This window comes from Gemmatimonadaceae bacterium, from assembly GCA_036496605.1.
Lineage (GTDB): Bacteria > Gemmatimonadota > Gemmatimonadetes > Gemmatimonadales > Gemmatimonadaceae > AG2.
Window position 1 is genome coordinate 106,741 of the sequence record DASXKV010000054.1, and the last position, 26,951, is coordinate 133,691.

Annotated in this window: 26 protein-coding genes; 13 read left to right on the forward strand and 13 right to left on the reverse strand. The window is 64.8% G+C overall.

From position 1 onward, the window contains the following. Positions 1-29 precede the first annotated feature (29 nt). A complete protein-coding gene (locus VGH98_21710) occupies positions 30-494 on the reverse strand; it encodes a RidA family protein (protein HEY2378612.1) in 465 nt (154 codons plus the stop codon). A 65-nt stretch (positions 495-559) separates the two neighbouring features. Further along, positions 560-2,245 (reverse strand): glutamine--tRNA ligase/YqeY domain fusion protein, encoded by a 1,686-nt coding sequence (locus tag VGH98_21715; GenBank protein HEY2378613.1) that lies wholly within the window; start codon positions 2,243-2,245, stop codon positions 560-562. Positions 2,246-2,404: 159 nt separating this feature from the next. Here VGH98_21715 and VGH98_21720 point away from each other — a divergent pair, with 159 nt between their 5' ends. The 7 genes from VGH98_21720 to VGH98_21750 all read left to right on the forward strand — a co-directional run bounded on the left by VGH98_21720 (position 2,405) and on the right by VGH98_21750 (position 7,025). After that, the gene (locus tag VGH98_21720) at positions 2,405-3,463 is read left to right on the forward strand and encodes a cytochrome D1 domain-containing protein (protein HEY2378614.1); all 1,059 of its coding nucleotides are present in this window, start codon (positions 2,405-2,407) and stop codon (positions 3,461-3,463) included. 5 nt (positions 3,464-3,468) lie between these two features. Beyond that, a complete protein-coding gene (locus VGH98_21725) occupies positions 3,469-3,885 on the forward strand; it encodes a Rieske (2Fe-2S) protein (protein ID HEY2378615.1) in 417 nt (138 codons plus the stop codon). Positions 3,886-4,073: 188 nt separating this feature from the next. After that, positions 4,074-5,333 carry an erythromycin esterase family protein gene (locus tag VGH98_21730; protein HEY2378616.1) on the forward strand — a complete coding sequence of 420 codons (1,260 nt, stop codon included), beginning with the start codon at positions 4,074-4,076 and terminating at the stop codon, positions 5,331-5,333. A gap of 32 nt (positions 5,334-5,365) precedes the next feature. Then, positions 5,366-5,680, forward strand: a complete 315-nt coding sequence (locus VGH98_21735; GenBank protein HEY2378617.1) for a DUF2277 domain-containing protein — start codon at positions 5,366-5,368, stop codon at positions 5,678-5,680. 63 nt (positions 5,681-5,743) lie between these two features. Next, a complete protein-coding gene (locus tag VGH98_21740; GenBank protein ID HEY2378618.1) occupies positions 5,744-6,112 on the forward strand; it encodes an MmcQ/YjbR family DNA-binding protein in 369 nt (122 codons plus the stop codon). Further along, the gene (locus VGH98_21745) at positions 6,109-6,636 is read left to right on the forward strand and encodes an EVE domain-containing protein (GenBank protein ID HEY2378619.1); all 528 of its coding nucleotides are present in this window, start codon (positions 6,109-6,111) and stop codon (positions 6,634-6,636) included. Before VGH98_21740 ends, VGH98_21745 begins: the two co-directional genes overlap by 4 nt. Next, a complete protein-coding gene (locus VGH98_21750) occupies positions 6,603-7,025 on the forward strand; it encodes a DUF488 family protein (GenBank protein HEY2378620.1) in 423 nt (140 codons plus the stop codon). Before VGH98_21745 ends, VGH98_21750 begins: the two co-directional genes overlap by 34 nt. 3 nt (positions 7,026-7,028) lie before the next feature. Here VGH98_21750 and VGH98_21755 read toward each other — a convergent pair whose 3' ends face one another. Then, positions 7,029-7,379 (reverse strand): hypothetical protein, encoded by a 351-nt coding sequence (locus tag VGH98_21755; protein HEY2378621.1) that lies wholly within the window; start codon positions 7,377-7,379, stop codon positions 7,029-7,031. A gap of 224 nt (positions 7,380-7,603) precedes the next feature. On the opposite strand from VGH98_21755, the gene VGH98_21760 reads away from it, so the two are divergent. Together VGH98_21760 and VGH98_21765 are read left to right on the forward strand one after the other, a co-directional pair. After that, complete coding sequence (locus VGH98_21760) at positions 7,604-7,744, forward strand: hypothetical protein (GenBank protein ID HEY2378622.1); 141 nt, start codon at positions 7,604-7,606, stop codon at positions 7,742-7,744. Positions 7,745-7,759: 15 nt separating this feature from the next. Continuing rightward, a complete protein-coding gene (locus VGH98_21765; protein ID HEY2378623.1) occupies positions 7,760-8,206 on the forward strand; it encodes a hypothetical protein in 447 nt (148 codons plus the stop codon). Positions 8,207-8,214: 8 nt separating this feature from the next. Here VGH98_21765 and VGH98_21770 read toward each other — a convergent pair whose 3' ends face one another. Continuing rightward, the gene (locus tag VGH98_21770) at positions 8,215-9,894 is read right to left on the reverse strand and encodes an AarF/UbiB family protein (protein HEY2378624.1); all 1,680 of its coding nucleotides are present in this window, start codon (positions 9,892-9,894) and stop codon (positions 8,215-8,217) included. A 290-nt stretch (positions 9,895-10,184) separates the two neighbouring features. On the opposite strand from VGH98_21770, the gene VGH98_21775 reads away from it, so the two are divergent. The 3 genes from VGH98_21775 (at position 10,185) to VGH98_21785 (ending at position 12,305) form a co-directional block, all read left to right on the forward strand. Next, on the forward strand, positions 10,185-10,658 hold the full coding sequence (locus VGH98_21775; GenBank protein HEY2378625.1) for a DCC1-like thiol-disulfide oxidoreductase family protein: 474 nt from the start codon (positions 10,185-10,187) through the stop codon (positions 10,656-10,658). Between the two features lie 18 nt (positions 10,659-10,676). Beyond that, the gene (locus tag VGH98_21780; GenBank protein ID HEY2378626.1) at positions 10,677-11,108 is read left to right on the forward strand and encodes a pyridoxamine 5'-phosphate oxidase family protein; all 432 of its coding nucleotides are present in this window, start codon (positions 10,677-10,679) and stop codon (positions 11,106-11,108) included. A gap of 81 nt (positions 11,109-11,189) precedes the next feature. Beyond that, complete coding sequence (locus tag VGH98_21785; protein HEY2378627.1) at positions 11,190-12,305, forward strand: LLM class flavin-dependent oxidoreductase; 1,116 nt, start codon at positions 11,190-11,192, stop codon at positions 12,303-12,305. Here the strand turns inward: VGH98_21785 and VGH98_21790 are convergent. The 4 genes from VGH98_21790 to VGH98_21805 form a co-directional block, all read right to left on the reverse strand. Continuing rightward, the gene (locus tag VGH98_21790) at positions 12,244-13,905 is read right to left on the reverse strand and encodes a family 10 glycosylhydrolase (GenBank protein ID HEY2378628.1); all 1,662 of its coding nucleotides are present in this window, start codon (positions 13,903-13,905) and stop codon (positions 12,244-12,246) included. The two genes, VGH98_21785 and VGH98_21790, sit on opposite strands and share 62 nt — an antisense overlap. A gap of 156 nt (positions 13,906-14,061) precedes the next feature. Continuing rightward, positions 14,062-17,109 (reverse strand): aminotransferase class III-fold pyridoxal phosphate-dependent enzyme, encoded by a 3,048-nt coding sequence (locus tag VGH98_21795; GenBank protein ID HEY2378629.1) that lies wholly within the window; start codon positions 17,107-17,109, stop codon positions 14,062-14,064. A gap of 60 nt (positions 17,110-17,169) precedes the next feature. Further along, complete coding sequence (locus VGH98_21800) at positions 17,170-19,659, reverse strand: ABC transporter permease (protein HEY2378630.1); 2,490 nt, start codon at positions 19,657-19,659, stop codon at positions 17,170-17,172. A gap of 134 nt (positions 19,660-19,793) precedes the next feature. Next, a complete protein-coding gene (locus tag VGH98_21805; GenBank protein HEY2378631.1) occupies positions 19,794-20,276 on the reverse strand; it encodes a DinB family protein in 483 nt (160 codons plus the stop codon). A gap of 185 nt (positions 20,277-20,461) precedes the next feature. On the opposite strand from VGH98_21805, the gene VGH98_21810 reads away from it, so the two are divergent. Then, positions 20,462-21,733, forward strand: coding sequence for a FecR domain-containing protein (locus tag VGH98_21810; protein ID HEY2378632.1), 1,272 nt, complete (start codon positions 20,462-20,464; stop codon positions 21,731-21,733). An 83-nt stretch (positions 21,734-21,816) separates the two neighbouring features. Here the strand turns inward: VGH98_21810 and VGH98_21815 are convergent, their stop codons facing one another. The 5 genes from VGH98_21815 to VGH98_21835 all read right to left on the reverse strand — a co-directional run bounded on the left by VGH98_21815 (position 21,817) and on the right by VGH98_21835 (position 26,910). Further along, positions 21,817-22,158: a hypothetical protein gene (locus VGH98_21815; protein HEY2378633.1), complete on the reverse strand. Its 342-nt coding sequence runs from the start codon at positions 22,156-22,158 to the stop codon at positions 21,817-21,819. 143 nt (positions 22,159-22,301) lie between these two features. Further along, positions 22,302-22,979 carry a hypothetical protein gene (locus VGH98_21820; GenBank protein ID HEY2378634.1) on the reverse strand — a complete coding sequence of 226 codons (678 nt, stop codon included), beginning with the start codon at positions 22,977-22,979 and terminating at the stop codon, positions 22,302-22,304. A gap of 121 nt (positions 22,980-23,100) precedes the next feature. After that, positions 23,101-23,916: a D-hexose-6-phosphate mutarotase gene (locus tag VGH98_21825; GenBank protein HEY2378635.1), complete on the reverse strand. Its 816-nt coding sequence runs from the start codon at positions 23,914-23,916 to the stop codon at positions 23,101-23,103. A gap of 16 nt (positions 23,917-23,932) precedes the next feature. Further along, positions 23,933-26,596: an ADOP family duplicated permease gene (locus tag VGH98_21830; GenBank protein ID HEY2378636.1), complete on the reverse strand. Its 2,664-nt coding sequence runs from the start codon at positions 26,594-26,596 to the stop codon at positions 23,933-23,935. Beyond that, entirely contained in the window at positions 26,593-26,910 is a 318-nt protein-coding gene (locus VGH98_21835; GenBank protein HEY2378637.1) for a helix-turn-helix transcriptional regulator, read from the reverse strand. Before VGH98_21835 ends, VGH98_21830 begins: the two co-directional genes overlap by 4 nt. Between the last annotated feature and the right edge of the window lie 41 nt (positions 26,911-26,951).

Below are 26,951 nucleotides of genomic sequence, written 5' to 3' on the forward strand. Positions count from 1 at the left end.
AAGACCAGGGGCTAGTGGTGGTTGCTGCTTCACTTCTTGACCGCAGCCGTGCATTCGATCTCGAGCAGAGCGTTGGGCACGACGAGGGCGGCGACCGCGACCGTCGAACGCGCGGGCGGATCGGTCGGGAAGAACTCTCGGTAGACTTTGTTCATCGCCGCAAAGTTCGCGGCGTCGGAGAGGAAGACCGTGCACTTGGCGACGTCGGCCATCGTGGCGCCTGCGAGCTCGAGGTTCGCCTTCACGTTCTCGAGCGCCTGCCGCGTCTGACCCTCGATACCGCCGTCGGCAAGCTTGCCTCCGGCCTGCGTGCCCATCACACCAGACAGAAAGATCAAATCCCCGACACGGACGGCCGTGGAGAGCACGCCCCCCGGGCGGGCATCGGGTCGGTTTATAACTTGCTTATTCGACGAACCTTGCTGTTGCTGAGCGGAGAGATGACTGGCCGTGGCGATGAGGGCAGCGGTGATGAGTCGACTTCGAACTGGCACAATTCACCTCGCGTGAGCTTCGTCTCGACAACGGAATGGACCCCTATCGTGCCGATACTCGTGATTCATCCACGCTCCCTCACCTTCGCCCACGTATCTCTCAAAGTCACCGTTCGGTTGAACACCAACATATCCGGCTTCGAGTCCACCGGATCACTCATGAAGTATCCTGTTCTTTCGAACTGGTACCGCGTCCCTGTCGGATCCGACCCGACGCTCGGCTCGATCTTCGCCTTCGGCACGACGATCAACGAGTTCGGATTGAGAACATCGGTGAACTCCCGGCCGTCCGGAAGGTCCTCGGGATCGGGCACCGTGAACAACTTGTCGTACAGCCGGAGCTCGCAGTCGAGCGCGTGCCGCGCCGAGACCCAGTGAATCGTGCCCTGCACCTTGCGTCCGTCGGGTGCATCGCCACCGCGCGTCGCCGGGTCGTACGTGCAGCGAAGCTCGACGATCTCACCTGAAGAATCCTTGACGACGTCCGTGCACGTGATGAAGTAGCCGTAGCGCAGCCGCACCTCGCGACCCGGCGCGAGCCGGAAGAATTTCTTGGGCGGATGCTCCATGAAATCCTCGCGCTCGATGTAGAGCTCGCGCGAGAACGGCACCGGACGCGATCCTGTCAGCGGCACGTCGTGCGGGTAATACGACGCCTCGAGGTGCTCGTCGCCTTGCTCGGCGTAATTCGTGATCACCACCTTCAGCGGATTCACGACGCACATGACTCGCGGCACGCGCATGTTGAGATCGTCGCGCACGTAGTGCTCGAACGTCGCGAGCTCCGTACGGGCTGGCTTGCGCGCGACACCGATCGCCTCCGCGAAATTCCGGATGCCCTCGGGCGTCACGCCGCGACGCCGAATGCCGGCAATCGTCGGCATCCGCGGATCGTCCCAGCCGCCGACGTAGCCCTCATTCACCAGTCGCAGAAGCTTCCGCTTGCTGAGCACCGTGTAATCCAGCTCCAATCGCGCAAACTCGATCTGCGTCGGCGGGTTCTCGAATCCTGCCTCACGCACGAGCCAATCGTAGATCTCGCGGTTGTCCTTGAACTCGAGGGTGCATAACGAGCGCGTGATCCCCTCGAATGCATCCGACAGGCCGTGCGCAAAATCGTACAGCGGGTACACGGACCACTCGTCCCCGTGCCGATAGTGATGCGCGTGGCGAATCCGCAGCAGGAGCGGGTCGCGCATGATCATGTTCGGGTGCGCCATGTCGATCTTCGCGCGCAGCACGTGAGCGCCGTCCGGAAACTCGCCCGCCTTCATGCGTCGCAGGAGATCGAGGTTCTCGTCGACGGAGCGCGAACGATTCGGGCTGTCGACGCCGGGTGTCGTCACCGTGCCGCGGTTGACGCGAATTTCGGTCTCATTTTGCGAGTCGACATAGGCCTTCCCTTTATTGACCAGCAGCTCGGCGATGCCGAAGAGCTTGCCGAAGTAGTCGCTGGCGTAGAACAGACCGTCCCATTCGAAGCCGAGCCAGCGCACGTCCTGCTGGATCGACTCGACGTAACGCACGTCCTCCGTCGCCGGGTTCGTGTCGTCGAATCTCAGGTTGCATCGGCCGTCGAACTCCTGGGCGATGCCGAAGTTCAAGCAGATCGACTTCGCGTGACCGATGTGAAGGAAGCCGTTAGGCTCGGGCGGAAAACGCGTTGCGGGCGCGCGGCCGAAGCGGCCGGTCGCAACATCCTCGACGACGAGCTCGCGGATGAAATCTCGCTTCGGGGGAGCAGCAGTCACGACAAGAAAAGGGGCTAGGGTCTGGGGCCGAGGGGCTCGGGCCTCATTGAAAGGTACAGAGCCCGTCCAATGCTGAAAATCGCCTCTGCGCACTCGGATATCGCGCAACGCACCCGCCGACGATATGCTCATGCTGTCGAGTCTACCGACGGAGCCCAGATGAGCACGCGTGCATTGTCCACATCACTCGGAGCCCTGCTTGTTGCCGCGGCAATCGTCGCCGCCAGCAGGGCGCTGCCAGCACAAGATCACGCGCGGACGTCTCCATTCGTCTTCGTGGAGAATACCAACGGCGGTGACGTCTCGATCATCGACGCCTCGACGCTGAAGGTTGTCGGGACCATTCCCGTCGGTCTTTCCCCTGACGATATCGTCGCCGCGCCCGCGGGCGACGTGCTTTACGTGAGCCGCATCGTCCACCGCGCCGACGGCCGGCCAACAGGGACTGGCGAGCTGGTCGCGATCGACCCCCACGCTCGGCAGGTCAGCTGGCGCGTGGCCTTCCACGGGGTTCCCAATCACGTCGCCGTCTCGCCCGACGGACGACGCGTGTACGTCACCGTTGTCTCGGGGAACTACGTTGACGTCTTCGATCCCGCCAAACGCGCTCTCGTCGACAGCGTCGATGTCGGAACTGGTCCGCACGACATCGAGGTCTCGCGCGATGGCAAGACAGTCTACGTCGGTCTCATTCGCGGCACCGACGTCACCGTGTTCGACGCCGCGAGCAAACGCGTCCTGCGCAAGATTCCATTCACCGCCAACGTGCGCCCGATCGCGCTCTCTCACGACGAAAGTCGACTCTACGTTCAGCTCTCCCAATACTATGGCTTCGTCGTCGCCGATCCGCGGACGGGAAAGATCTTACGTCGCGTCGACATGCCGATGCCCAAGGGCGCGAAGACGCCCGATACGCTCCCGGTGACGACGAATCACGGCCTCCGCATCACCGCCGATGGGCGGTATCTCATCGCCAATGGCAGCATGACGGATCTCGCCGGGATCTATTCCCTGCCCGAGTTGCGCCTCGTGGCGACCGTGCCCGTCGGACGGGATCCCAACTGGGTGACGCTCTCGCCCGATGGGCGGCGCATCTTCGTCAGCAATCGCGGCTCCGACGACGTTTCGGTCATCGATCTGGCGTCGCGGAAGGAGGTCGCCCGGGTGAAGGTTGGCCGCTATCCGCAGCGCATGACGTCCGTCGCCCTCGCTCGTTAGGCTCGGTGTTGCGCTCCCGGCGTGAATTCCTCGGCGACGCCGCGCGTCTCGCCGCCGGCGCGGCCGCGGTCGGATGCGAGCGCTCGCATCGACCGCCACCCCTCTTCGAGACCACCGTCGACGTGTCGACGCTCGCCACCGACGGTGCGACGCTCGTGACGTCCGCACCAGGCCTCGACGGTGCGCCAATCCTGGTGGTTCGCGACGGCGCAGGCCGCTTTCACGCTCTGTCGATGCAGTGCACCCACGAAGGCTGTCCGGTTCGGCCGCCCCTGCAGGGCGTGATCACCTGCCCGTGCCATGGGTCGCAATACGACCTCCAGGGCCAGGTACGCCGTGGACCCGCACAACTGCCGCTGGCGCGGTACGCGGTGGAGTACCATCGGTGGACGAAACGTCTCACTCTTCGAGTCGATGCGTGACGGCGGAATCCAACGCGACCTTCGTGCACTTTGTACGTTCCAGGGCGGTCAAATTGATTGCAGCAATTCTCCTTGAATCCCCGATGTCGACACGACGCTCTTTAGTCATCATTTCCGTAGCAGCCGCGCTCGCGGTCGTCACCGACTGCCACTCCAAAGCGCCTGAAGTCGTTCCTCCTCCTCGCCCGTTGAGCGATTCTGCCGTCGCCGCGCTCCGCTGGGTCGACGCGCACGCCATTCCGATCACATTACGCGATTCGAATCAGCTCATCATCGACCGGGCGCCATTCGTCGGATTTGTCGGCAGCGCCCGAGTGCTCGGGGTGAGCGAGCTCACCGAGGGCACGCGCCAGTTCACGGAGATGATGTTGGGAATCCTCGAAACGCTTTCGTCGCAGGGATTCCGCGGTATCGCGATTCAGGCCCCGATGCCTGAATCGATGGAACTGGATCGCTACGTGCGGACCGGCGTCGGCAATCCAAGGCAGTGGCTTCGCAACCTCGGATCATCGCACTGGAACACACAGGAGATCCTCGCGCTCGTCGAGTGGATTCGCAATTACGACCGCGATCGTTCGCGCGTTGACCAGATTGGCTTTTATGGCTTCGAGCTGCCAGGGGCGGGTCACGCACTCGCCGTCATTACGACACTGCCGGACAGCGTCGGCGGCTCGGCGCTGAATGCCTGGCTCCGAAGAACGATTCAGTGTGTCTCGACCGGCGAGAGCGCGGCGTGGGGTCGTGATGGTCCGGCCTCCGACAGTACGTTCTGGAATCGCTGCCGCGGTGAGACGGCAGCGGTCGTCGACTCTCTCGACGCGTTGCGGATGCGTCTCGCTTCTCGCCCGAGCGCGCAGGCAACAGTCATCTTTGCGGAACAGATGGCCCGCCTCGCGCAGCACGACGCGGACGTCGGACTACGCCACCTTCCGCGCCATCAAACCGTGGCCGACCACATCATGTGGCTCCTGAACAGTCTCGGTCCCGACGGCCGGCTGCTCGTGTGGGGGCGTGACGTGGAATCGGGGCGCCTGACGGGCGAGGGCGGCGTCGTCCAGTCGGCCGTGCCGCTCGCGAGCGCGCTTGGGGATCGCTATCGCAATCTCGCGTTCACCGCGGGCCAGGGCGTCGTCCGCGCCCAGCCGATCAACGTGGGCCAGCGCGAGCCGGGCGGCGAGACCAACATGCGGCTGCGCCCCGTGCGCCCCGAGTCATTTGAGGATGTGCTCAACCGTGCATCGGCGAATGATTTCATGCTCGATCTGCGCACGGCCGGGAGCGAGCCCGGATCGGGCTGGCTCAAGGGACCGCATCAGGCGCGGCTCGTGAGCGGTGTGTACTCCGAGAGCGCGCTTGGCGTTTTCGAGACGCCGCTGCAATTTCCGTCGTATTACGACGGCCTTCTTTTCGCCAAGACCGTGACGCCCGCCTCACCGCTGAGACGTTAGGCGTCAGGCTGACCCTCTGACCACACAGACGCATGTGCCGGAACATCAAAACCCTGGCGAATTTCTCGCCGCCTGCGACGGATGACGAAATTCGCGCGTCGGCACTGCAGTTCGTTCGGAAGCTGAGCGGGACGACGAAGCCGTCGCGCGCGAACGAGGAACCGTTCAACCGCGCCGTCGAGGAAGTCACCGAGGCCGCCGAGCGACTCATTCGCTCGTTGCACACCAACGCAACGCCACGTGATCGTGAGGAGGAGGCGCGCAAGGCGCACGAGCGTGGGCAGAAGAGATTCGCGCAGGAGCGATCGCGGGCCGGTCGGGAAGACCGCCAAAGGAGCGGGGCGTAAGAAGGGCGCGTCGAGAAGGCTCCGTTCTAGACACCGCCCGCATCTCTGCTCACCTTTCGACGTATGCTTCGGTCTCCCCTCACGCGCGTCCGCAAGCTCTGCCTCGCTCTTCCTGAGGCGCACGAGGTGGAAGCGTGGGGTGAGCCGACCTTTCGCGTCAAGAACAAACTCTTTGCGATGTACGCCTCGTCAGGCAATCACCACGGCGCTGGCCGTCCCGCGATCTGGATGAAAGCGCCTCCCGGCAATCAGGATATCATGGTGCGCGCTCAGCCCGATCGTTTCTTCGTTCCGCCGTACGTGGGACCGAGCGGCTGGATCGGCGTCAATCTCGACGCCGACGTCGATTGGAAAGAGCTCGACATGCTGCTGCGCGACTCGTATCGGCTCATCGCGCCGAAGCGCCTCGCCGCGCGCGTGGAGGGCGAATGACGCCCACCGAGCATGGCGAAGGACGATGGGCCGCCGCCTTCACACCACGGGCACCTAACGAGAAACGTTACTGGCTCGTGAAATCCGAGCCCGACGTGTTCTCCTTCGACGACCTCCGTGCCGCGCCCAAGCAGACTACGCAATGGGACGGCGTGCGCAATTTCGCCGCGCGCAACTTCCTTCGCGACGGAATGAAGCGCGGCGACCACGTCTTCTTCTACCACTCGAGCTCCAACCCGCAAGCAATCGTTGGCATCGCCGAAGTCGCGCGCGACGGCTACCCCGATCCAACCGCGACGGACAAGAAGCATCCCGCATTCGATCCAAAGTCCGACGCGAAGGATCCAACCTGGTATGCCGTCGACATCAAGGCCGTTGCGCCGCTGCCGCGGCCGGTGACGCTCGCCGAGATCAAGGGGGACAAGGCGCTCGCCGACATGGCGCTCGTCCGCATCGGCCGGCTCTCGGTTTCGCCAGTGACGCCGAAGGAGTGGGCGACGATCGTCGCGATGGCCGACCGCTGATGGCGATCTGTGTCGTTAGGCTCGGAGAGCCGCGCGAATCGAACGAGGGACTGCGGCTCGGTACCGTCCGCCGGCCCCCGCGCGGCGTCCGCAAGGAGGATTTCGCGACCGGCGACTGGTTCGATCTCTGGCTCCCTGATCTTGCGCCGACAGCCGCCATCGTCAAATGGGCATTCTCCGAGCCGTGGACACAGGCACGCTGGGAGAAGTTCGCGCGCGCCTACCGCCGCGAGATGCGTGCGCCCGAGCAGCAGCGCCTCATTGCGCTTCTCGCGGCCTTGTCAAAGCAAGCGAATTTCTCGATCGGCTGTTACTGCGAAGACGCCTCCCACTGCCATCGGACGCTGCTCGCCGAGCTTCTCGTCGACGCCGGCGCGACGGTCGTCTAACGACTATCGCACCATCACCTGGATCGAGGAGGTCGCGTCCGAGTGATCGGACCGCGCCAGTACCGTCACGACGCCGGTGTGAAGACCGGTAATTCGCCCGGTGCTCTGGTTCAGTGAGACGTAGAGACTGTCGCCCGGGCGGCTGAAACTCCAGTTCGGCGACCCATGTGACTGATGTCCGCCGTCACACCAACTGTCGCTCGCGTTAGGCGTGAATGATTCGCCAACGGCGACGATGACGACGCCAGGCGTGATGACGACCGCTGCCCCGGCCCCCGAGCAGGTGGGATCGCCGACAATGACGCAACCGGAAACGGCAAGGAGCAGCAGCGCTGCGGCAAGAACGCGTTGCATGACGACCTCTCCGAGTGTGAGTTCGACCTGTCGTGCCCAAGGCGAGAGGAATGCCGCGGCCTCGGGCACTTTCGCGTTCACGGAACTTGGCTCGGCACGGGGACTTGGCGTTTACGCCGGCTCGTTCGGGATGTCACGCTGTGTCACTCTGGGCGTCTCGCGGCGTGTCGAGTTGCAGCGCTCACGCACGTCCGGGCGACCAGCCCCGTTGGAACATCCCCTGCATGGCTCGTACATACCTCTTCCCGGAGCTCTCCGTGGCGAACGAGACTATTGACTGGCAGAAGGACGTCGACGCCGCGCTCGCGCAGGCGGCTCATGAGAACAAGCCTCTTCTTCTCGACGTCACCGCTGCGCCAACCTGAACGGGCTGTGCTCGGCTGGAAGCCGAGGTGTATCCGGATCCACGCGTCGGCGCGTTCATTGCGCGGCGATTCGTACCCGTGCGTATCCACGTCAAAGATCAGCCGACGATGTGGAAGCGCTTCGAGATTCGCTGGACGCCGACGGTGCTGGTCCTGGCGCCAGACGGCAGCGAGGTCCGGCGGGTCGAGGGCTTTCTCCCCAAAGAGGAACTACTCGGTCAGCTGGGTCTGGCGTTAGGCTATCTCGGCGTGAAGCGCAAGGACTGGACGGCCGCGCGGCAGGAGTTCGACGATGTGGTCCAACAGTACCCGGACACGAGCGCCGGCCCTGAAGCACTCTATTGGAGCGGAGTGGCGAAATACAGCGCGAGCCATGACGCGTCGGAGCTCAGAGCACTGGGGAAGCAGTTTAAAGAACGTTATACGGACACCGCATGGGCAAAGCGGGCCTCGATCTGGTAAGGCGCGCGCTAGCGCGCCTTCCACATCGACCTCACCACGCCGAGCAGCAACACCACGGCGGCAACGACGCCAGTCGTCGCCGTGAAGTGATCGCCGCGCACCCGCGCCAGATAGGCAATGATGCCCGCGCCAGCGGCGAGAACACCGAACACCAACTGCTGCGCCGCGTCGTACACGAGATTCGCGCTCTCGCGTAGCCCCTGAACGCGGATCTCGACGTCGCCGCGATTCGCCCGAGCGACGAGGCGGTTGAGCCCCTCCGGTAGCGTCAGGACCGAGAGTGCCATGTCCTTCACTGCGGACCTAACGAGTGTCACCCAGTCCTGTCCGCGGCCGAGGACGAACTCCTCGAGATATGGTTGAATCGTCCGCATCGGCGCCATCGTGGGATCCAGGGTCGTGCACAGGCCGAGCAGAAGGAGGATCGTCCGCTCGAGAAGCACCCAATCCTTCGGCACCCGGAATGTACGGGTCAACTCGCGAAACGAGACGTCGAGCTTCCGCAGGTCGGCGAGCATCTCGGCCTTGGCGCGCACGTCGACCTGAACGTCGCGGAGGCTGAAGGACTCGAGTGAGACCTGCTCGAGAAAGCGCCGCTGGAAGTATTCGATCACGCGTTCGGCGACGTCTTCCTCGTCGGGCGCTCGGCCGTCGGCTTCGACGCGCGCAACGAATCCCATCCGACGCAATGCACCCGTGATCCGCGACGACTCGCGTTTGAAAATGCCGTCGAGGAACTGCGGAATCCCCTCCTTCATGTCGCGCGACAACAGCCCAACGGCGCCGAAGTCGACGAAGACGATGCTTCCGTCGTCTCGCACGAGAATGTTGCCGGGATGCGGATCGGCGTGATACACGCCGTCGACGAAGATCATCTGGCAGTACGCCGTGAGGATACGCTGCGCCAGCGCCGGGCGATCGATGCCGCGGCGCTCGAGCTCGGCGAGATCGGTCACCTTCGTCGCCTCGATGAGCTCCGTCGTCAACACTTTCTCTGTTGAGAAATCTCGAATCACGACGGGAAACTCGACCATCGGGTCGCTGCCGAAGCGCGACCCGATGAGCGCGATGTTCTCCGCTTCCTTCCGGAAGTCGAGCTCGTCGCGAATCATCGCGCTGATCTCGCTGTGGTACGACTCGATGCCACGGACCCGCGTGACGAACTGGACGATGCCGAGGATGCGCCTAATCGCGGTGAGATCGAGCTGCGTGATCTCGTCGATGTCGGCGTGCTGCACCTTGACCGCGACACGTACTCCATTGTGCAGCCGCGCCTCATGGACCTGCGCGAGCGAGGCACTCGCCATCGGCTCGGGATTCCACCAGGCGAACAGCGAGTTCGGTCCTCGCCCGAATTCCCGTTCGATGCGTTCGACGATCTGCTCCAACGGCCGCGCGGGAATCGAATCCTGCAGTCCTTCGAGCTCGCGCCGGAATTCTTCGGGTAGAAAATTGGCGAGAATGCTGATGAGCTGCCCGACTTTGATGAATAGTCCGTCGAGCTCGATGATCGCGCGCTCGATGCGCCGCGCGTTGACGCGATGCTTCTCGAAGAGCCTGCGCTCGTACCCGTCAGGCGTGAGAAACGGACGGCGCAGCCGCAATACCAGATAACTCGCGAGCACGCGCAACGTGACGCCGTAGGCTTTCGCGAGCCGGAAGCGCGGCCGGTCGTGGTCGAGTCTCACGGGCGAAAGCTCGCCAGCCCCCATTCAACGGTCCAGAGCGAGTTGAACAAATTATTCAGAATTCGTTCGGAGGATGCGGCCCGGGATGCGCGCGCCGCACCCGGGCCGTATCATTGTGCGCCTCGACAGTAGCGAGGCGCATGACGACGCAGCTGCTGGAGTCGACTCGTCAGAGTCCATGACACATCTGACACGGAGCGGAAGGCAAAGATCCGTCGCAGGCGTGGGGCACGGCTCGGCGCATCGGCTTTCGTTTTGTATTTACTTATCTCGTCCTCTACAATCTGCCCGTGGCTATCACCGGATCAACGAGCTCCCCTTCAACCGCTGACGCCGCGTCGGCAGTCGCCGGCGCCGGACCAATCCTGCTCTACGACGGGAGCTGCGGCTTCTGCGCACAATCCGTGCAGTGGATTCTCCGACACGAGCGCCGTCGACGCGACCTCCGTTTCGCTCGGCTCGAAGGCGCTCTGGGCACCACGCTCCGCGCTCGGCATCCGGAGCTCGCCGCGATCGACTCGCTGATCTGGTACGAGCCCGCGACGACCACTGCGTCCGAGCAACTGCTCTGGCAATCGCGCGGCGTCCTTCGTGTGGCCCGCTACGTCGGCGGCGTCTGGGCCGCACTGGGCTCGTTAGGTGCAATAATGCCACGCCCCTTCTCGGACTCGGTGTATGCGTGGATTGCCAGGCACCGCCGCGATCTGGCGCCAGAGTCGTGCATCGTACCAACACCGGAGCAGCGGCAGCGGTTCATCGCCTGATGAATGGATAGGAGCCACTTGCTCGCGTTTCTTCGTGCGCATCGACTGGCCATCCAGGCGACCGCATCGCTCGACGGCGCGCCACAAGCCGCCGTCGTCGGCTACGCGGTCACCGACGATCTCGAGCTCGTGTTCGACACCCTCGCGTCGACGCGCAAGGCGCAGAACCTCCGCGCCAACCCGCGCGTCGCCTTCGTCATCGGCGGCTTGAAGAGAGCCGACGAGCGCACCGTGCAATACGAGGGCATTGCCGATGAACCTGTCGGCGAGGAGCTCGAACGTCTCAAGAGGATCTATTACGATGTCTTCCCCGACGGTCCGAGCCGCTTGAGCTGGCCGGGTCTCATCTACGTGCGCGTGCGCCCCATGTGGCTGCGCTACAGCGACTACAACACCGATCCGCCCGAGATAATGGAGTTCCGCGCGGACGAGTTGAGTGCGACTCGATGACTGCTTTGGAAACGCCAGTCGAGATTGGCGCGCGGAGCGAGCCCTTGACGCGGCGCGAACTTTCACCGCATGCAAATAGGCATGTACACGTTCGCTGAGACCACGCCCGACCCGCGCACGGGGCATCGCATCACGCCGGGCCAGCGATTACGCGACCTCATCGAGGAGATCGAGCTCGCCGATCAGCTCGGACTCGACGTCTTCGGTGTCGGCGAACATCACCGGCCGGATTTCGCCGTCTCCTCGCCGGCCGTCGTGCTCGCCGCGGCGGCCGAGCGCACGAAACAGATCCGCCTGACGAGTGCGGTGACCGTGCTCAGCTCGGACGATCCCGTTCGCGTGTTTCAAGACTTTGCAACGCTCGACCTGCTCTCGGATGGACGCGCCGAGATCATGGCCGGGCGCGGCTCGTTCACCGAGTCCTTCCCACTATTCGGTTATGACCTCGGTGACTACGATGAGCTGTTCGCCGAAAAGCTCGAGCTGTTGCTCGCATTGCGCGCCGACGAGCGCGTGACCTGGCATGGCCGGCATCGCGCGGCGCTCGACAACCTCGGCGTCTATCCCCGTCCGGAACATGAGATCCCGATCTGGGTCGCCGTCGGCGGAACACCGCAGTCAGTCGTCCGTGCCGCGAACCGCGGCCTCCCGGTGGCACTCGCGATCATCGGCGGAGCGCCCGAGCGATTCGTGCCCCTCATCGACCTCTATCGTGAGAGCGCGCGGCGCGCGGGACGTGATCCCTCGACGATGGCCGTCGGCATCAACTCACACGTCTGGATCGCCGACGACTCGCAGCGCGCCGCCGACGAGTTCTTCCCCTCGTATGCCGACGTGATGACGCGGATCGGGCGCGAGCGCGGCTGGCCGCCGACGACGCGAGCGCACCTCGACGGGCTTCGGTCGCCGCGCGGCTCGCTGCTCGTCGGCAGCCCGCAGGAAGTGATCGACAAGATGCTCTTCGAGCACGAGCTCTTTCACTACGATCGCTTCCTCGCGCAAATGACTGTCGGCTCGATGCCGCACGACCGTGTCCTGCACGCGATCGAGCTACTCGGCACCGTGGTCGCGCCAGCCGTTAGGCGTGCCACGGTGAACGCGACGACGACCGCCGACCCTGATGCCCCAGCTGCCCTTAACGGTCGGTCTGCCTTGATCCCCAGATCGCGGGCGTCCCCGCAACGCCCGTGCGACTGATCGGTGTCACCGCGATCCACTGAGCACCTAACGTGTCAGCTGCCGAAAGCGCGAGCGCCGGACTATCCGCGCGCACGAGACGTTCGCGCCATCTGCGATCGGTGCTGAATGTCTGGATCATCCACCAGCGCACCGCGACGCTGTCGCCCGGCGACGCGACCAGCACGGCGTGCGCGCCGTCCGATGTTGCCGGCCCATCGCCGCTGCTGCCGTTCTGTAGCGGCGGATCGTCGTCCGGTACGTCGATCAGCGGCCTCGCCGGTTGCGCTGCGCCGAGCCACGGACTTGCGGGCGGCAGCGCCGGCTCGGCGTACTCCTGCGCGCGAAGCTCGTCGCCGAACGTCGCGCTATCGCCCGCGCTCAGTCGCTCGGCGAAGGTTCCAAGGCGGAAATGAACGTGGCCTAACGACTCCGTCGTGCCCTGCCGCGCCGCGCGCAATGCGTCGACCTCGCGCGCGATCTCCTCCGCCGGCCACGGATCATAGCGCGAACCAACGCGCATCGTGAATAGCCCCGGCCAGAGATGACGGCCGCGGACGTTCTCGCTCCGCCACCACGCGTCCAGCTTCGTGAAGCGCTGCTGGTAATTCTCGAGTGGCCAGTAGAGCTGCGGCGCGAGATAGTCGACCCACCCTTCGCGCAGCCACCGGCGTGCATCGGCAAAGATCTCGGCGTAGGAATCGAGGCCCGTGACCCCTTCCGGATAGCCCGGCCGCCAGATGCCGAACGGACTGATCCCGACGAGCACCCACCGCTTTCGCGCCTTCACCTCGCGATACAGCGTTTGCACGAAATCGTCGATGTTGGCCCTTCGCCAGGCGTCGCGGTCGGTCCAGCCGCGCGCCAAACCGTAGCGCTTCCACGACACATCGTCGGGAAAGTGCAACGTCACGCGGCGCGTGATCCGACGCCGATGTTTGCCGTGCTTGACGACGCGCGTGACAGTCGCCTCCTCCTGATACGGGTAGAAGTAGTCGTCGAGATGCACGCCATCGATATCGTATCGGTCGACGACTTCGAGAATCGCGTCGAGCACCGCACGACGCGCCGCCGGAATGCCGGGATCGATCCAGGTCGACTTGCCGTAGTGGCGCACCCACTCAGGATGCGTGCTCGTGACGTGGCCGGCGATCGGCTTCCCCAGATCGTCGGGCGGCATCGCGCGGAAGGGATTGAACCAGGCGTGCAGCTGCAGGCCACGCGCGTGCCCTTCGCTGATGGCGAGCGCCAGCGGATCGTAACCGGCGTAATCGCCTAACGACGACGCGTCACGGCCGACGAGGTACCGCGACCAGGGCGCGCGATGCGTCGGATAGAGCGCGTCGGCCGCCGTGCGCACGTGCAGAAGCACGGCGTTGAGCCCGTCGGCTTTCGCGCGATCGAGAATCGCGGCGAGCTCGAATTTCTGTTCGTCGATGCTCAGACCCGGCCGCGATGGCCAGTCACCTCCCTCGGTCGGCGAGATCCATGCGGCGCGGAATTCTCGCGCGAGCGCTGGCGGAGTCGGCGTCGGCTGCGCTCGCGCCGTGGACACCGCCAGTCCAAACCATAGGACAACCGAGGCGCCGCGCCCGCGTCGGGCGGCGAATTGCTTTGACATCGATGACACTGCTTCGAGACGAAGTTCTTGGCATGGAACGAGGAAGTGAGCGCGTGATGCGCTCCTTCCGCAGTGTATCCTCGATCACACTCAATGCAAACCCTGGCCCATTGATTCCGAATGCGGATCGGCCACAGCGCGTGAACGCTCTCGAGTCTATCGGTCGTGTGGTTTGAGCTCGGCGAGGAGGCTGTCAAGAACGTCGACGAGCCGATCTGCATCGTCGAGATCGAATGGCATCGGCGGCCGGATCTTCACGACATTGTGAAACGGCCCATCGGTACCCGCGAGTATTCCCTCGCCGCGCATCCGGTTGACGACGTACGATGCTTCACGGTCGGCCGGCTCGAGCGTCGCCCGGTCACGCACGAGCTCGACGCCGAGGAAGAGCCCCGATCCCCGCACGTCGCCGACGAGCTCATGACGCACCACGAACGGCCGGAGTCCACTGAGCAAACGCTCACCAATGCGTCTTGCGTGCTCCTGCAGGTCTTCGTCGCGCACGACATCGAGAACGGCGAGGCCGATCGCGCAGGACACCTGGTTGCCACCGAAGGTCGAGAAGTACTCCATCCCGTTGTCGAACGATTCGGCAATCTCCCGTCGCACCGCGACCGCTCCCAAGGGATGCCCGTTGCCTAACGGCTTTCCCATGACGACGATGTCCGGTACCACGTCCTGGGCCTCGAAGGCCCAGAAATGCGTCCCGATCCGGCCGAGGCCCGTCTGCACCTCGTCGGCGATGCAGACGCCGCCGGCTGCCCGCACGATCGCGTACGCCGCACCCAGGTATCCGGGCGGGAACATGATCTGCCCGCCGACGCTCGGACTGCTCTCGGCGATGAAGCCGGCAATGCCGCGACCTCGTGCCCGTGCGCGCGCGACGAGCGCGCCGATTGGATCGGCGTATTTCCGTCCTGCATCGGGATCGCTGCGCTTGAACGGCCCGCGATAGTCGTCGGCGAGCGGCGCCACGTGCACCCACTCGGGCGCACCGTGTCCGCCTGGACCGGAATGTTTGTACGGACTGATGTCGATGAGTGAAGTCGTGTTGCCGTGATACGCCGCCTCGAGCACGATCATGTCGCGCTCGCCGGTGTGCCCCCGCGCGAGCCGCAGCGCCAACTCGTTCGCTTCACTCGCCGAGTTGACGAGATACACAACTCCATCGGCGAGCGCGCCAGGCAGCGTTGCTCGCAGCCGCGCGGCGTACTCGTTGACGAGATCGCTCGGATAGCGCGTATTCGTGTTCAGGATTGCCATCTGCGCCTGGCCGGCGCCGACGACACGGGGATGGCAATGGCCGACATGCGGGACGTTGTTGTAGGCGTCGATGAACTGACGGCCGGTGTCGTCGTAGAGATATTGCATCCATCCTCGCTCCGCCTTCACCGGCAAGCGATAGGCAATGCTCAGATTCCCGCCGAGGCGCTCCCGGCGCGCAGCGAGCGTCGTTAGGCCATCGGGCTCGTGTCGGGGAAAGCGATCCGCCGGGACGCCGACGATCAGATTCGGATCCGGCGACAAGCTTCGCCACACCGCGCGCTGGCTCGCCGGCGCGACGCCAGGGAAGTCGGTCCCCAGGCCGAGCAGGTCGGTGATGATTTGCAGATGGAGATGCGGTGTCCACCCGAGGTTCTCGTTAGGTGTTCCAAGGGACGCGAAGCGACCTCCCCTGGCGATGCGCCGGCCGAGGACGAGCCCGTCGAGCGACGACCGGCTCAAGTGGCCGTACAGTGTGAAGAACACGTCGCCCGCGTCGGTCTCGTGGCGGAGGATGACGACGGGTCCGTAGTCCTGTGCCACGGCGTTGTTCGCAAAGGCGTGCACGACACCGTCGAGCGGCGCATGTACGGCAGTCCCCGAATCCGCGAAGAGATCGAGGCCGATGTGAATCGTTCTCCGTTCGCTCGCCGGCTTTGGGCCCCCGAAGAATGGCGCGGTGTAGAGTAGTCGCGCTTCGTCGTATCGCCCAACTGCGACTCGCACGCCCGCATCCTCCATCGCGGCCGCGATGCGCGTCGTGACCTTCGGCTCGGCATTCTCGCCTGGGTTGCCGCTCACGAGCGGGCTCGCGACTCCGAGATCGAGGACGATGGTGCGCTCCGCACTCAGATCGACATCGAGCACGGGCGCGAAGGACCCGCCGTTCGCGCGGAGCCACTCACGCGCGCGCGCGCTGCGGGCGACGGGTTCGAGTCCGGCCGCCTCGCGCACCACGGCAACTGAGAGCGCGTGCGGGATGCGCATCAGCGTTGGGAGCGTTCGATGGATGCTCGATTGACTGACGCCGAGGTATTCGTTGTCGGGTCGAGCTTTCTGCTGCCCGACGGCGATCGCGGCGCTCAGCGCCAACCGCAGACACGCCAGCTCGAACAACACTTCGAGCTCACGATCGTCGAAGGCGCACTCGCGCCGCGCTCCGCGGACCAACGACGCAAGAATCGCGAGCGGATCATCCGCGTCGAGCATGAGGTACGCCGCCGCAATCGCGAGATCGGCGATGCGCCACCCATACACCATGTCGCCGAAGTCGACGACGCCGCTCACGCGATCACCGTTGATGAGAATGTTGTGATCGTTGAGATCGTTATGGATCACGCCGCGCCGCAGCTCCCCGGCCAGCGGTACCACGTAACGGTTCATACGCGCGAGCGTGGCGTCGATCGCCATGCCTAACGTCTCACCGATGATCGAAGAGCGCGCTGCGGCGATCAGATCGGCCGCCCGAGCAAGATCCCAGTGGAAGTCCCGCTCGAGCGCCGGCTGCTGAATCTGCTCGAGGGACCTCGTCAGCCTGCCGATCGTCGCGCCAAGGTCGTCGAGCAGCTCGCGGGACCGGTAACGCCCGTCGGCGAGGAGGTTGCCAGGGAGGTGCGTAATCGCCCACGCAAAATGGCACTCGCCGTTCGCGCCAGATAACTCGGTGATCGCGTCGCCGCCCGTGGTGCACACGACGCGCGGTACGGCAACATCGCGCTCCGCGAGCACGGACAGAACCTGTTGCTGCGCCTCGAGCAATGCTCGCGTCTCGAGCGCATTCGCAATCTTGAGCACAAGCGCGGGCGCGCCGTTGCTCCCCTCAATCAAGAAATTCTGATCGCGCTCGCTGGTGAGCGCGCGAGCCCGGCCACTACGACCGTAACGTTCGCGCGCTATTCGTTCAGCGTCATCGAGCGTAAAGGTCGGGCTATGGTCGAGCATTGTACCGAGCAGTTCGTGTCACCCTGAGGAACGAAGGCGCTTGCCTCGACAGCCGCGCGCTCATTCCTCGCGCAACGCAATCGTCGGATCGAGCGCCGCCGCGCGGCGAGCGGGCATCCACGACGCCAGCACCGCGATCGCTACGAACAATACTACGATTGCCACAAACGTCAGCGGATCACTCGGCGTCACTTCGACGAGCATGCTGCGCATCGCCCTCGTCAACGCAAACGCGCTCGCCCCGCCGATCACGATCCCCATCGCGCTGAGGCGCAGTCCCTGCCCCACGATGAGCCGCATGATACTCCACTGCTGCGCACCGAACGCCATCCGCAGCCCGATCTCCGCCGTGCGCATTCGCACCAGTGTCGACAACACGCCATACAGACCGACCGACGCGAGAATCACCGCGATCGTCGCGAAGACTCCAATCAGCACGAGCGAGAAGCGCGTTTGCGCCATCGCGCGGTCGACGTAGGCCGAGTACGGCTTGACGTTCGCGACGAGGAGCGAGGGATCCATCTCGCGGATCACTGCACGAATGGGTGCGGCGAGTGTCGTCGGATCGACGTTCGTTCGCACGACCCAGGTCGTCGCCGCAAAATGATTGAAGATGCCATCGGTGAAGAACATCTCTTCCGGGCCGTTGGTCGCGAGCGATTCGTGGCGCTCGTGGTCGACGATGCCGATCACGTCGAACCATTCCGGTTCCTCGGTTCGCACGCGGACGAGCAAACGTTGACCGACGGCGTTCCTGTTCGGAAATGCTTTCGCCGCTAACAGCTTGTCGACGATGATGACCCTGGCACTGTCTCGGTTGTCCACCGACGTGAATGTGCGCCCGGCGATCAGCCTCGTACGCATCGTCTCGAAATAGCCAGGATACACGGCGATCGTCGTCGCCTGCTTGAATTTCGCTGGATCAGCTGCGGCTTCCGCCGTCCCGTAGCGCGCATTCGAGAGCGAGCCGTCGAGTGGCAGCACCGAGGTCACGGTGACGCCGCGCACCCCTGGCAACGCCCCGAGTCGCTCGTGCACATTGTCCTTGAACACCGCCTGCTCGTCCGGCTTGTTGAGTCGTGGATTCACGAGCGTGAAGGTGAGGACGCGATCCGGATCGTAGCCTGGATCGACGTGCGACAGGGCGACGAAGCTGCGCACCATGAGTCCCGAGCCAATCAGGAGCACGAAGGAAAGCGCAACTTCTGCGGTCACGACGCCATTGCGCAGCAGCTTGGCTCCGCCGAGCCCCGGTGAACGTCCGGCGGCACGCAGCACGTCCGCGAGATCGGGACGCGACGCTCGCCACGCGGGCACGACGCCGAACAGCACCGCCGACACGACGGCGCAGGTAATCGTGAACGAGAGCACAAAGGGATCGAGCGAGACCGTGTCGAGACGCGGCAGATTCGCCGGCGCCATCGCGATGAGCAGTCGGATCCCGAGCTGCGCCAGCGCAAGGCCGAGCAATGCGCCACCGCCCGCGAGCAGGAGACTCTCGGCGAACATCTGCCTGACGAGTCGCCAGGGCGATCCACCCAACGCGGCGCGCACCGCCAGCTCACGCTCTCGGACCGACGACCGGACGAGCAACAGATTGGCGACATTCGCGCACGCGATCAGCAGCACGAACACCACCGCGCCCATGAGCGCCAGGATCGCGGGCTTTACCTCCGCGACCATGTTCTCGTGCATCCCATCGACGTCGATGTTGAAGTTCGCCGTCTGATCGATGGGAAAGCGTCGCCGCAGATCGGCCGCGATGCCGTCGGCCTGCGCCTGCGCCTGCGCCATCGTCACCCCCGGCTTCATCCGGCCGATGACGCGCAGAAAGACATTTTTCCGCGATGAATTCTCGTAGTCGATGCGCTGAGCGAACCAGATGTCGGGCGTGGGCTCGATCGACGCTTTCGGTGGGAAGAGCAGCTCGAAGCCCGGTTGCAGAATGCCGACGACCGTCGCGCTGGCACCGCCGACGTCGATCGCCTTCCCAAGGATGGTCCGGTCACCGCCAAAGCGACGCTCCCAGAATTCGTGGCTCAGGATGGCGATGAGCGGAAGCCGCGGTCCCGGCGGTGCCGGCGCCACACCGGCAACCGGCTGCGGCGGGCGTGGCTGCGGCATCCCGTCATTGTCCGTGAAATCGCGTCCGACTTCGATACGGCCGCCAAGGAGACGGAAGATGTTCGTCGTCGCTCCGGCCGTGCTCACCTGCTCGGGATCTCCGCCATTCCCCGTCACCGTTCCGCGCCCGGTCGTCACCGCGGCGAAATCCTGGAAGAGCGTCCCCTGATCCTTCAGATCTTTGAAGTCCGGCGGCGAGAAGGGAAAGTTCGGGAGGCTGCGCGCCCGCAGCTCGCCCCAGACGAGCACGAGGCGGTCGGCGTGCGGATATGGCAAAGGACGCAGCAGCACCGAGTTCACGACGCTGAAGATCGCCGTGCTCGCGCCGATGCCTAACGCGAGCGTCAGCAGCGCCGTCGCGGCAAACGCCGGATTCTTGCGCAGCGAGCGCATCGCGAACTTGATGTCTTTCAGTAAAGCGTCCATGGAGAGTGCAGGCTGGTTGTCGGTTGCTTGTGGTTGGTGGCTTGGTGCTCGGTGATCGGTTGCTGGTGGTTTGTGAGTGCGGATAACCAACCACCAACCACCAGCCACCAATCACCAGCCACCAATCACCAGCATCACCCGTCGGGCCATGCGCCCAGTAATCGTCTGACCACGATCAGTTCGCCGACATGGTACGCCGTGTGGTCGGCGGTGAGCAGGATTTCGCGCAGGTACGTTTGTCCTGTTCCATTCGGCACCGGCGCGGTGAGATCGGTTTTCGCGTCGACCGCGAGTGCCGCCAGCTTGTCGCGATCACGCTTAACGGCGGCAATGCTGTCATCCCAGGCCTTTGCTGACGGCGGTTCCGGCCCCTCGGGCCAGTAATCCTTCGGCCATTCCTGCTCTTTGTATTTCGACGCGACGCAGAACTCGAGAATGTCTGCCTGCGTGATTCGAATGTGCTCGACCAGCTGCCAGGCCGAGTAAGGAAGCCCGTTTGGCACCTTGCCTCGGAGCGCGGGGGCGAGCCCCTTCACCGCGGATTCGAAGCCGGCATGGGCATCCTCCCAGTCCAGTGTTCGCGCGATGTGTTGACCGAGCGATTTGTCGTCAGGCATTGTGACCGCATCCTGAGGAGCCCAGGCGCTTGTACTCGAGGAGCGCAAGCGACGAAAGGACGAAGGATGACAGTCGACTGGAAGGCGGCCAGTGTCAACCGCCGAGAATTGTCGGGGGTCCACTCCTAGCCGAACCTCGGGGAAATTCGCATACTGAAACGTCCCATTCGTATCCGGAGGTTGTCATGCCCGTTACGTCTCCGCCGATGGGGTCCGACCAGCCGCCCACCCCAGGCGTGCCACTCAGCGATCCTGCTTCGCTCGAGCAGTACTTCCGTTCTCATTTCTCCGATCTCGCGACCGAGGCGAAAGAGCAACTGGCTGACGCCGCGTCTGCAGCCCCAAAAGTCGTCGAGGGCGCCTTCCGTCACGCATGGGAGGAGCGAGAGCGCATAACGAGCTCGCAGGATCTGGACTCCTTCCTCCACGACGAGGTCCGACACGGCGCAGCGCGCGAGAAGAGTCGGCGGGCGAGCCTGCACCGGCACGACGCGCCCGGGTCAGCCAAGCCGGCTCCGCACAGTCAGACGCAGGTCGACGTCGACCAGTCCTGGGTCCATCTGTCTCGTGCACTACATTTCGTGCCCGATGACGTGAGTATCGCCGAACAGGAGAGCGCTGCGGCGCTCCGCCATGACGCTGCCGGTCACGTCGCGGAGCTGGCCAGGAAGCGTTCGTGGAAGGTGCCTATCGCCATCGTCGTCGTTGCCGCGGCCGTGGTCGGCACCGGCATCTGGTACGTCGATCGCCTTGGCGACGAAGGCGCCATCACCGGTGCGCTCGCCTCGGCGGATGCACGCACGCACGTTGCCGCCACCGCGCAGCTCGCGAAGGTCACGCTCGATGACGGCACGCAAGCCGTGCTCACCCCTGAATCCAAGCTCATCGTCCCGAAGCAGTTCGGTGAGTTGATGCACGCGGTGAAGCTCGAGGGCTCGGCGACGTTTACCGTCGTGAAGGGGCAACGACGCCCGCTCGAGATCCGCGCGGGCAACACGCACATCCTCGTGACTGGCACGGTCCTCACCGTGCGCGCCTTCCCGAGTGAAAGCTCGGTCGTCGTTGCACTGAAGGACGGCAGCGCCAACGTGAAGGTCGGCGATAGCGTCCGCACCGTGGCCGCGGGCAAGGCGCTTTTCGTGAAAAACAAGGTGATGCGCGACGCCACGGCACCGGAGATCGAGGAGGCGACGAGCTGGAATGAGCAAACGCTCACGATCTCCAACCGTCAGCTGCGCGACGTGCTGACGTCGCTCCGACGCTGGTATGGGCTGGATATCAAAGTGCTCGATGCACCGCTACTCGACCGGCTGGTGACGATTCAGGCCTCGCTCGACTCGCCGAAGGAGGCGATCAACGCCGTGCAGCAGAGCGCGAACTTGCAGTTTGCCTGGGGCGAAGACGGAAAGACGATGCTCTTCAAGGACGCGCCGGCAAAAGGGGCGAAGAAGAAGTAACCATCCCGGTCATCCTGAGGAGCGCAAGCGACGAGGCTTGCGCTCCTCTAGGGCAGGCGCCTTGCTCAGTATGACAGCTACAGCTAGGGATGCGTCGATACGCGCTCGAGCTTGCCGTTCTTGGCGAAGACGAACATCAGACTTCCCATCGACACCGTCGTGTCGGTCGCGAAGATACGCGCCTTTGGATTGTCATGCCGGAGCACCCGCAGCACCGTCGCGCGATTGGCTGGCGGTTGCTGCTGCTCGAGAATGTGCGCGACGATCTCCAGATTCTGCTGGCTCGCATCGGGCCCCTCGCCAGCGTAGCTCACCTTTCTGTCGGAGCGAGCAATCAGCAGAACGCCGATCACCACAATCGACACGCCGAGGAGAACGAAGAAGCTCTGGCGCCAAATTCGGCGGCTGCGTCCGATGTCCGTCATGGCTAGCCGCCAAGACTAGTCCGCGATAGACATCTCGTCGGTGACTCACCGCACACACGCAACCAAGCTGAAGCGCTAGGGCCTAGGTTGTTAGGTGCTAGAGACTTCTAATCCCTAGCCCTTAGTCCCTCACTCCTCGTTCCTCAACTCGCCCTGAGGTACTTGCACCCCGCGTCCTGCGCGTGCAGCGCCGCGAAGACGCCCGAGGGCTGGAGAATCACACCCGGCACCATGAAGCCAATCGCCTGCTTCCGCGCGTCCGCGTCGCTTGCATTGTCTTTCTTCTGAATCACCTCAACAACGTCATCGAGGGCGAGGTTGCAAGCGAGGACGATCCCGCCGCGGCCAATGAACTTGTCGAGCGCCGCATCGTCGAACATCGCCGGCACTTCGTTCCGCGTCGAAGAGAGCAGCGCCGGGTTGCGATCGGTCCCCTGCTGCGTGATGGGATGCAGGACGCTCTTCTCCTTTCCGATCGCATACTTGTCCCAGTAGCCCTGCTGCATCGCGAGCTGGATCCCGTGATGCCGGAGCACGAGCACCGCCGACAACTCGTTAGGCTTCACCCCGAGGACGTCCATGTACTGCTTTCCCCAGATGGACGCGCGCCACACGCCGTAGCCGCTGTCGATCTCCGGCACGTCGAAGATTGCGCGATACTTTCCCGTTATGCGCTTCACCCAGCTGAGATCCCAGTCCTCGGCGACCATCGCGCGTGGCTGAGATAGCGCGCGAACGGAAGCGTCGATAGGCAGCGGGAGGCCGGCCAGCAGCGCGCTCGCGGCAACGCGGCCGACGAAATCACGACGATCGAGGGTCATGGAAGAAGGGGCTAGGGAATGGGGGCTAGGGCTGCAGGGAAACGACGCCCCAAGATGCCCTCGCCCGAAATGCGTCGCAACTCGTGACTGCTCTAGCCCCTAAGTCCCTAGCCCTAGCCCCTTACAAAGCCGTGAGCGTTTGTTGCCCCGTCCAGCGCTCACCCGGTGCGAGTTGCACGGGTGCCCCAACTACCGCCGCCTCGACGCACAGCATGCGAAGCCACCCGCCCGGGTCCAGATCCGACAGCGCCGCACCACGTTCGGCGCCTGGGTTCCACACCACCACGTCCGAGAAGCCGCGCATCGAGACCCTCGTTCGGCGCACCGCGTCGCGCACCTCCAGCGGCGCCCCGACTCCGAGATAGATCCGATCCAATTCGCCGACGGCGCGGAGGTCGGCGTCATCCTGCCGCTTCTCGACGCCGCCCGCCGCGGCATCATGGAACGTCGCACCCTCCAACCCACGAACGACGGAGCTCCGAACGTCATCGACTAGCAGATACGTGTGGAGGGCGGCGGTGAATTGAAAGGGGACCGCGTCTTCGTTGAGCACCGACAGCGCGAGCGAAAGCGACATTCCCTGCACGCTCACGACGAAGCTTGCCGAGAACGCGTGATTCCACGCGGAACGCGTGTGGTCGTTCGCCGTTAGGCGAAACTGTGCCTCGCCCCGTCCGGCGGTCGTTCGACCCGCGCGAAGCATCTCCCACTCGCTTACACGTGCGAACCCATGCTTCGGGAGACTGCCCATTCCCCCAAACTGCGGGAAGATGATCGGCACCCCGCCACGAATCGCCGAATCGGGGCCGAAGTGCGATCGACCGCTCAGGAAAAGCCGCTCCTCACCACTCGCTGGCTTCCACGACGTAACCTGTGCGCCGTACGGATACGCCTCGGCTCGCGCGCCGTCGACGGCGGCGATCTCCACTTTTTCCATAGGGTCTCCACGGTCTTTACTCCGCGCGCAACGCGGCAATTGGGTCGACGCCAAGGGCGCGTAGCGCTGGCAGGAGGCATGCCGCGAACGCGACCGTTGCGAGCAGCAGCGCGACACCGGCCAACGTCACCGGGTCTGCCGCGCCGACGCCGTAGAGTAGACTGTGGAGGAACCGTCCAAGTGACAAAGCGCCGAGCAACCCGAGGCCGAGGCCGACTGCCGCGAGCCGCGCTCCCTGGAGAAGCACCAAGGCGAGGATCGCGCGAGGCGCCGCGCCGAGCGCCGTGCGCACCCCGATTTCGCGCGTGCGCTCGGCGACCGCACCCGCCAACACACCGTAGATGCCGGCGACGGCGAGAACCAGTGCGATCGTCGCGAACGACATGAACAGCAGAAGGGCCAGCCGTCGCTGCGCTGTCGATGTCTCGATCACCTGCTCCATCGTCGCCAGTGCGGTGATTGGCTGCGTTGGATCGACGGCTTGCACGGCCGCGCGAACCGCGCGCGCGAGATTCGTAGGATTCCCGTGCGTTCGCACGACGAGCGCGACCGCGTTGTCGGCGAAAATCCACTGCCGCTCGGGAATGTAGAGTTGAGCCGCCTCGGACACGTCCAGTCCGCGATGATGAACGTTGGCGGCGACACCAATCACAGTTCGCCACGGCGCGTTCGGACCGCCCGCGCGGATGCGCTTCCCGATGGGATCTTCGCCGGGCCAGATTCGCGACGCGAGCGCGCTGCTGACTATAGCCACGAGGGCGGCGGCGTCGCTATTGTCGGCGGCGGTGAAGCCACGGCCTCGCCGAATGGCGATTCCCATCGTGTTCATAAAATCAGGGGAGACCGTGTAGCGGTCGGCGTATGGTGCAAGCTCGGGGTTGGCGAGCGGCTTATCCTGCGCGTTGACGCCGTAGCTGTCGACGTTTCCACCTAATGGGAGCTGGCTCGCGGTGCCGACGCGGTCCACGCCCGGCAACGCCCGCACTGCTTCGCGTATGCGTTCGTGATTCGCATAGACTGAACTGCTATCGGGATACTTCGGCCCGGCGGCTTGCGTCTGCAAAGTGAGCAGATGCCCCGGCGCGAAGCCGGGATCAACCGAGAGCAACCGCACAAGGCTCTGCGCGAGCAAGCCGGCGCCGACGAGCAGCATCAGGGCGAGCGCCATCTCGCTCACGACGAGTCCGGCGCGCGCCACGTGCCGCCCGCCCGTGAGGCGACGCCCGCCGGCTCGCAGCGCGGACGGCGTCCCGCCATCTTCACGGAGCGCCGGCACCAGCCCGACGACGACGCCAAGCAGGAGTGTGATCACCGCGCCGACGGCGAGCGCCGTTCCATCGAGGGCGATCGCGCCCAGACGCGGCATCGTCGGCGGCAGACGATTGACGAGCATGCCTAACGTGGATCGCGCGACGACGAGCCCGACCGCGCCGCCAATGATCGCGAGGACGATCCCCTCGGCAATGGACTGCACGGTGAGGCGTCCGCGGCCGGCTCCGAGCGCCGAACGAATCGCGAATTCCTCTTCGCGCCGGATCGCGCGCGCGAGTTGCAGATTCATGACGTTCGCCGCCGCGATAAGCAGCACGAGTATCGACGCGCCGAAGACGGCCCAGAGCACTGGTCGCGACGTACCCATCGTTGCGTCGCCTAACGGCCGCACGATCGCGCCCGCCGCCGGGTATTCCTTCGGATACTCGCGCACCAGCCGCGCCGAAAGCCCGCTCAACTCGGCGGCAGCACGCTCCGTCGTCACCCCCGGTTTCAGGCGCGCGAACATCTGCAGGTGCCGGCACGTGCGGCAGGCATACGGCAAGGACGAGTCATACCCGAGTACCCGCCAGATCTCGGCGCCGGGTTGGATCACGCTCTCGAAGGAAGCCGGCAGTACGCCGGCGAGGAGGTAAGCATTCCCGTTGATCGAGATCGGCTTCCCCACGACCGAGGAGTCGCTACCGAATCGACGCGCCCACAACGCATGACTGATGATCACGACCTGATTCGTGCCTGGCGTGTCCTGGGACTCGGTGAAGTCGCTGCCTAACGCGGGCCGCACTCCGAGCATCGAAAAGAAAGTGGGGGACACTCTTTGGCCATTGACGCGCTCCGGCGCGCCCCCGACGCGGCCGTCGAGCGTCACCTGCCAACTCCCCGCCGCCGCGGCGCGCTCGATGGTCCTCGCGTCACGCGCGAAGTCGGTATAGGTCGGGTAGCCGAGGTTGCTCATTGAACCGTCGGCGTCGCGCTCACCGATCACGACGAGACGGTCAGCACGCGGAAAGGGCAGCGGCCGGAAGAGCACGGGATCGGCGACGCTGAAGATTGCCGTGGTTGCACCGACGCCAAGCGCAATCGTCAGTACGGCGAGTACGGTAAAGGCCGGTGAGCGGCGCAGGACGCGCACGCCGTGGCGCAGATCGGACAGGAACGTGAGCATCGGTGCGTCTCCGACAGGTTGGGTCGTCACGGCGACGTAGCGCCGACCGTGCAGTGTGAGCAGCGCGAGGAGCGTCTGTCGCCAGAACCAGCGCCGTCCTCGCGCTGCGCCGTGCCTAACGACTTCGGCTTCGAGGCCTTCGACGAGGTCTCCGACAAAGGGTTCGCGCTCGCTCTCGGGCAACGAATGTTGGAGCAGCCAGAGCGCGAGTCGCGGCGGCGCGACCAGACGTGGAGTGCTCACGGAGTGTCGAGACCCAGATCGAGCCCGCGCGCCATGCGGCGAAGCACTTCAACCGACTGTCGCACCGCCCGTTGGCCCGCGGCAGTGACCGCATAGTAGCGTTTGCGTCGGCCGCCACGCTCTGGGGTCGGCTCGCCCATACGCGCGGTGACGAGCCCTTTCTCCTCGAGTCGCGTGAGCGTCTTATAAACCGCGGCGAGATTGATGTCGCGCCCCGATCGGTCGACGATGGCGCGTTGGATCGGGACGCCGTACGCCTCCTTTCCCGCGCGCAGGATCGCCAGCAAGACGAGTTGCTCGAATTCGCCGAGCATGGAGCTCCGTGATATCTATGACTTTGTCTACTATATCAGCG

Excerpts from the sequence above, each read along its gene's own strand:
- VGH98_21815 (HEY2378633.1), bottom strand. The coding sequence starts at position 22,158 with ATGACGGACATCGGACGCAGCCGCCGAATTTGGCGCCAGAGCTTCTTC.
- VGH98_21785 (HEY2378627.1), top strand. The coding sequence starts at position 11,190 with ATGTACACGTTCGCTGAGACCACGCCCGACCCGCGCACGGGGCATCGC.
- VGH98_21810 (HEY2378632.1), top strand. The coding sequence starts at position 20,462 with ATGCCCGTTACGTCTCCGCCGATGGGGTCCGACCAGCCGCCCACCCCA.
- VGH98_21825 (HEY2378635.1), bottom strand. The coding sequence starts at position 23,916 with ATGGAAAAAGTGGAGATCGCCGCCGTCGACGGCGCGCGAGCCGAGGCG.
- VGH98_21720 (HEY2378614.1), top strand. The coding sequence starts at position 2,405 with ATGAGCACGCGTGCATTGTCCACATCACTCGGAGCCCTGCTTGTTGCC.
- VGH98_21740 (HEY2378618.1), top strand. The coding sequence starts at position 5,744 with ATGCTTCGGTCTCCCCTCACGCGCGTCCGCAAGCTCTGCCTCGCTCTT.
- VGH98_21795 (HEY2378629.1), bottom strand. The coding sequence starts at position 17,109 with ATGCTCGACCATAGCCCGACCTTTACGCTCGATGACGCTGAACGAATA.
- VGH98_21745 (HEY2378619.1), top strand. The coding sequence starts at position 6,109 with ATGACGCCCACCGAGCATGGCGAAGGACGATGGGCCGCCGCCTTCACA.
- VGH98_21790 (HEY2378628.1), bottom strand. The coding sequence starts at position 13,905 with ATGTCAAAGCAATTCGCCGCCCGACGCGGGCGCGGCGCCTCGGTTGTC.
- VGH98_21835 (HEY2378637.1), bottom strand. The coding sequence starts at position 26,910 with ATGCTCGGCGAATTCGAGCAACTCGTCTTGCTGGCGATCCTGCGCGCG.
- VGH98_21820 (HEY2378634.1), bottom strand. The coding sequence starts at position 22,979 with ATGACCCTCGATCGTCGTGATTTCGTCGGCCGCGTTGCCGCGAGCGCG.
- VGH98_21755 (HEY2378621.1), bottom strand. The coding sequence starts at position 7,379 with ATGCAACGCGTTCTTGCCGCAGCGCTGCTGCTCCTTGCCGTTTCCGGT.
- VGH98_21800 (HEY2378630.1), bottom strand. The coding sequence starts at position 19,659 with ATGGACGCTTTACTGAAAGACATCAAGTTCGCGATGCGCTCGCTGCGC.
- VGH98_21805 (HEY2378631.1), bottom strand. The coding sequence starts at position 20,276 with ATGCCTGACGACAAATCGCTCGGTCAACACATCGCGCGAACACTGGAC.
- VGH98_21760 (HEY2378622.1), top strand. The coding sequence starts at position 7,604 with ATGGCTCGTACATACCTCTTCCCGGAGCTCTCCGTGGCGAACGAGACT.
- VGH98_21735 (HEY2378617.1), top strand. The coding sequence starts at position 5,366 with ATGTGCCGGAACATCAAAACCCTGGCGAATTTCTCGCCGCCTGCGACG.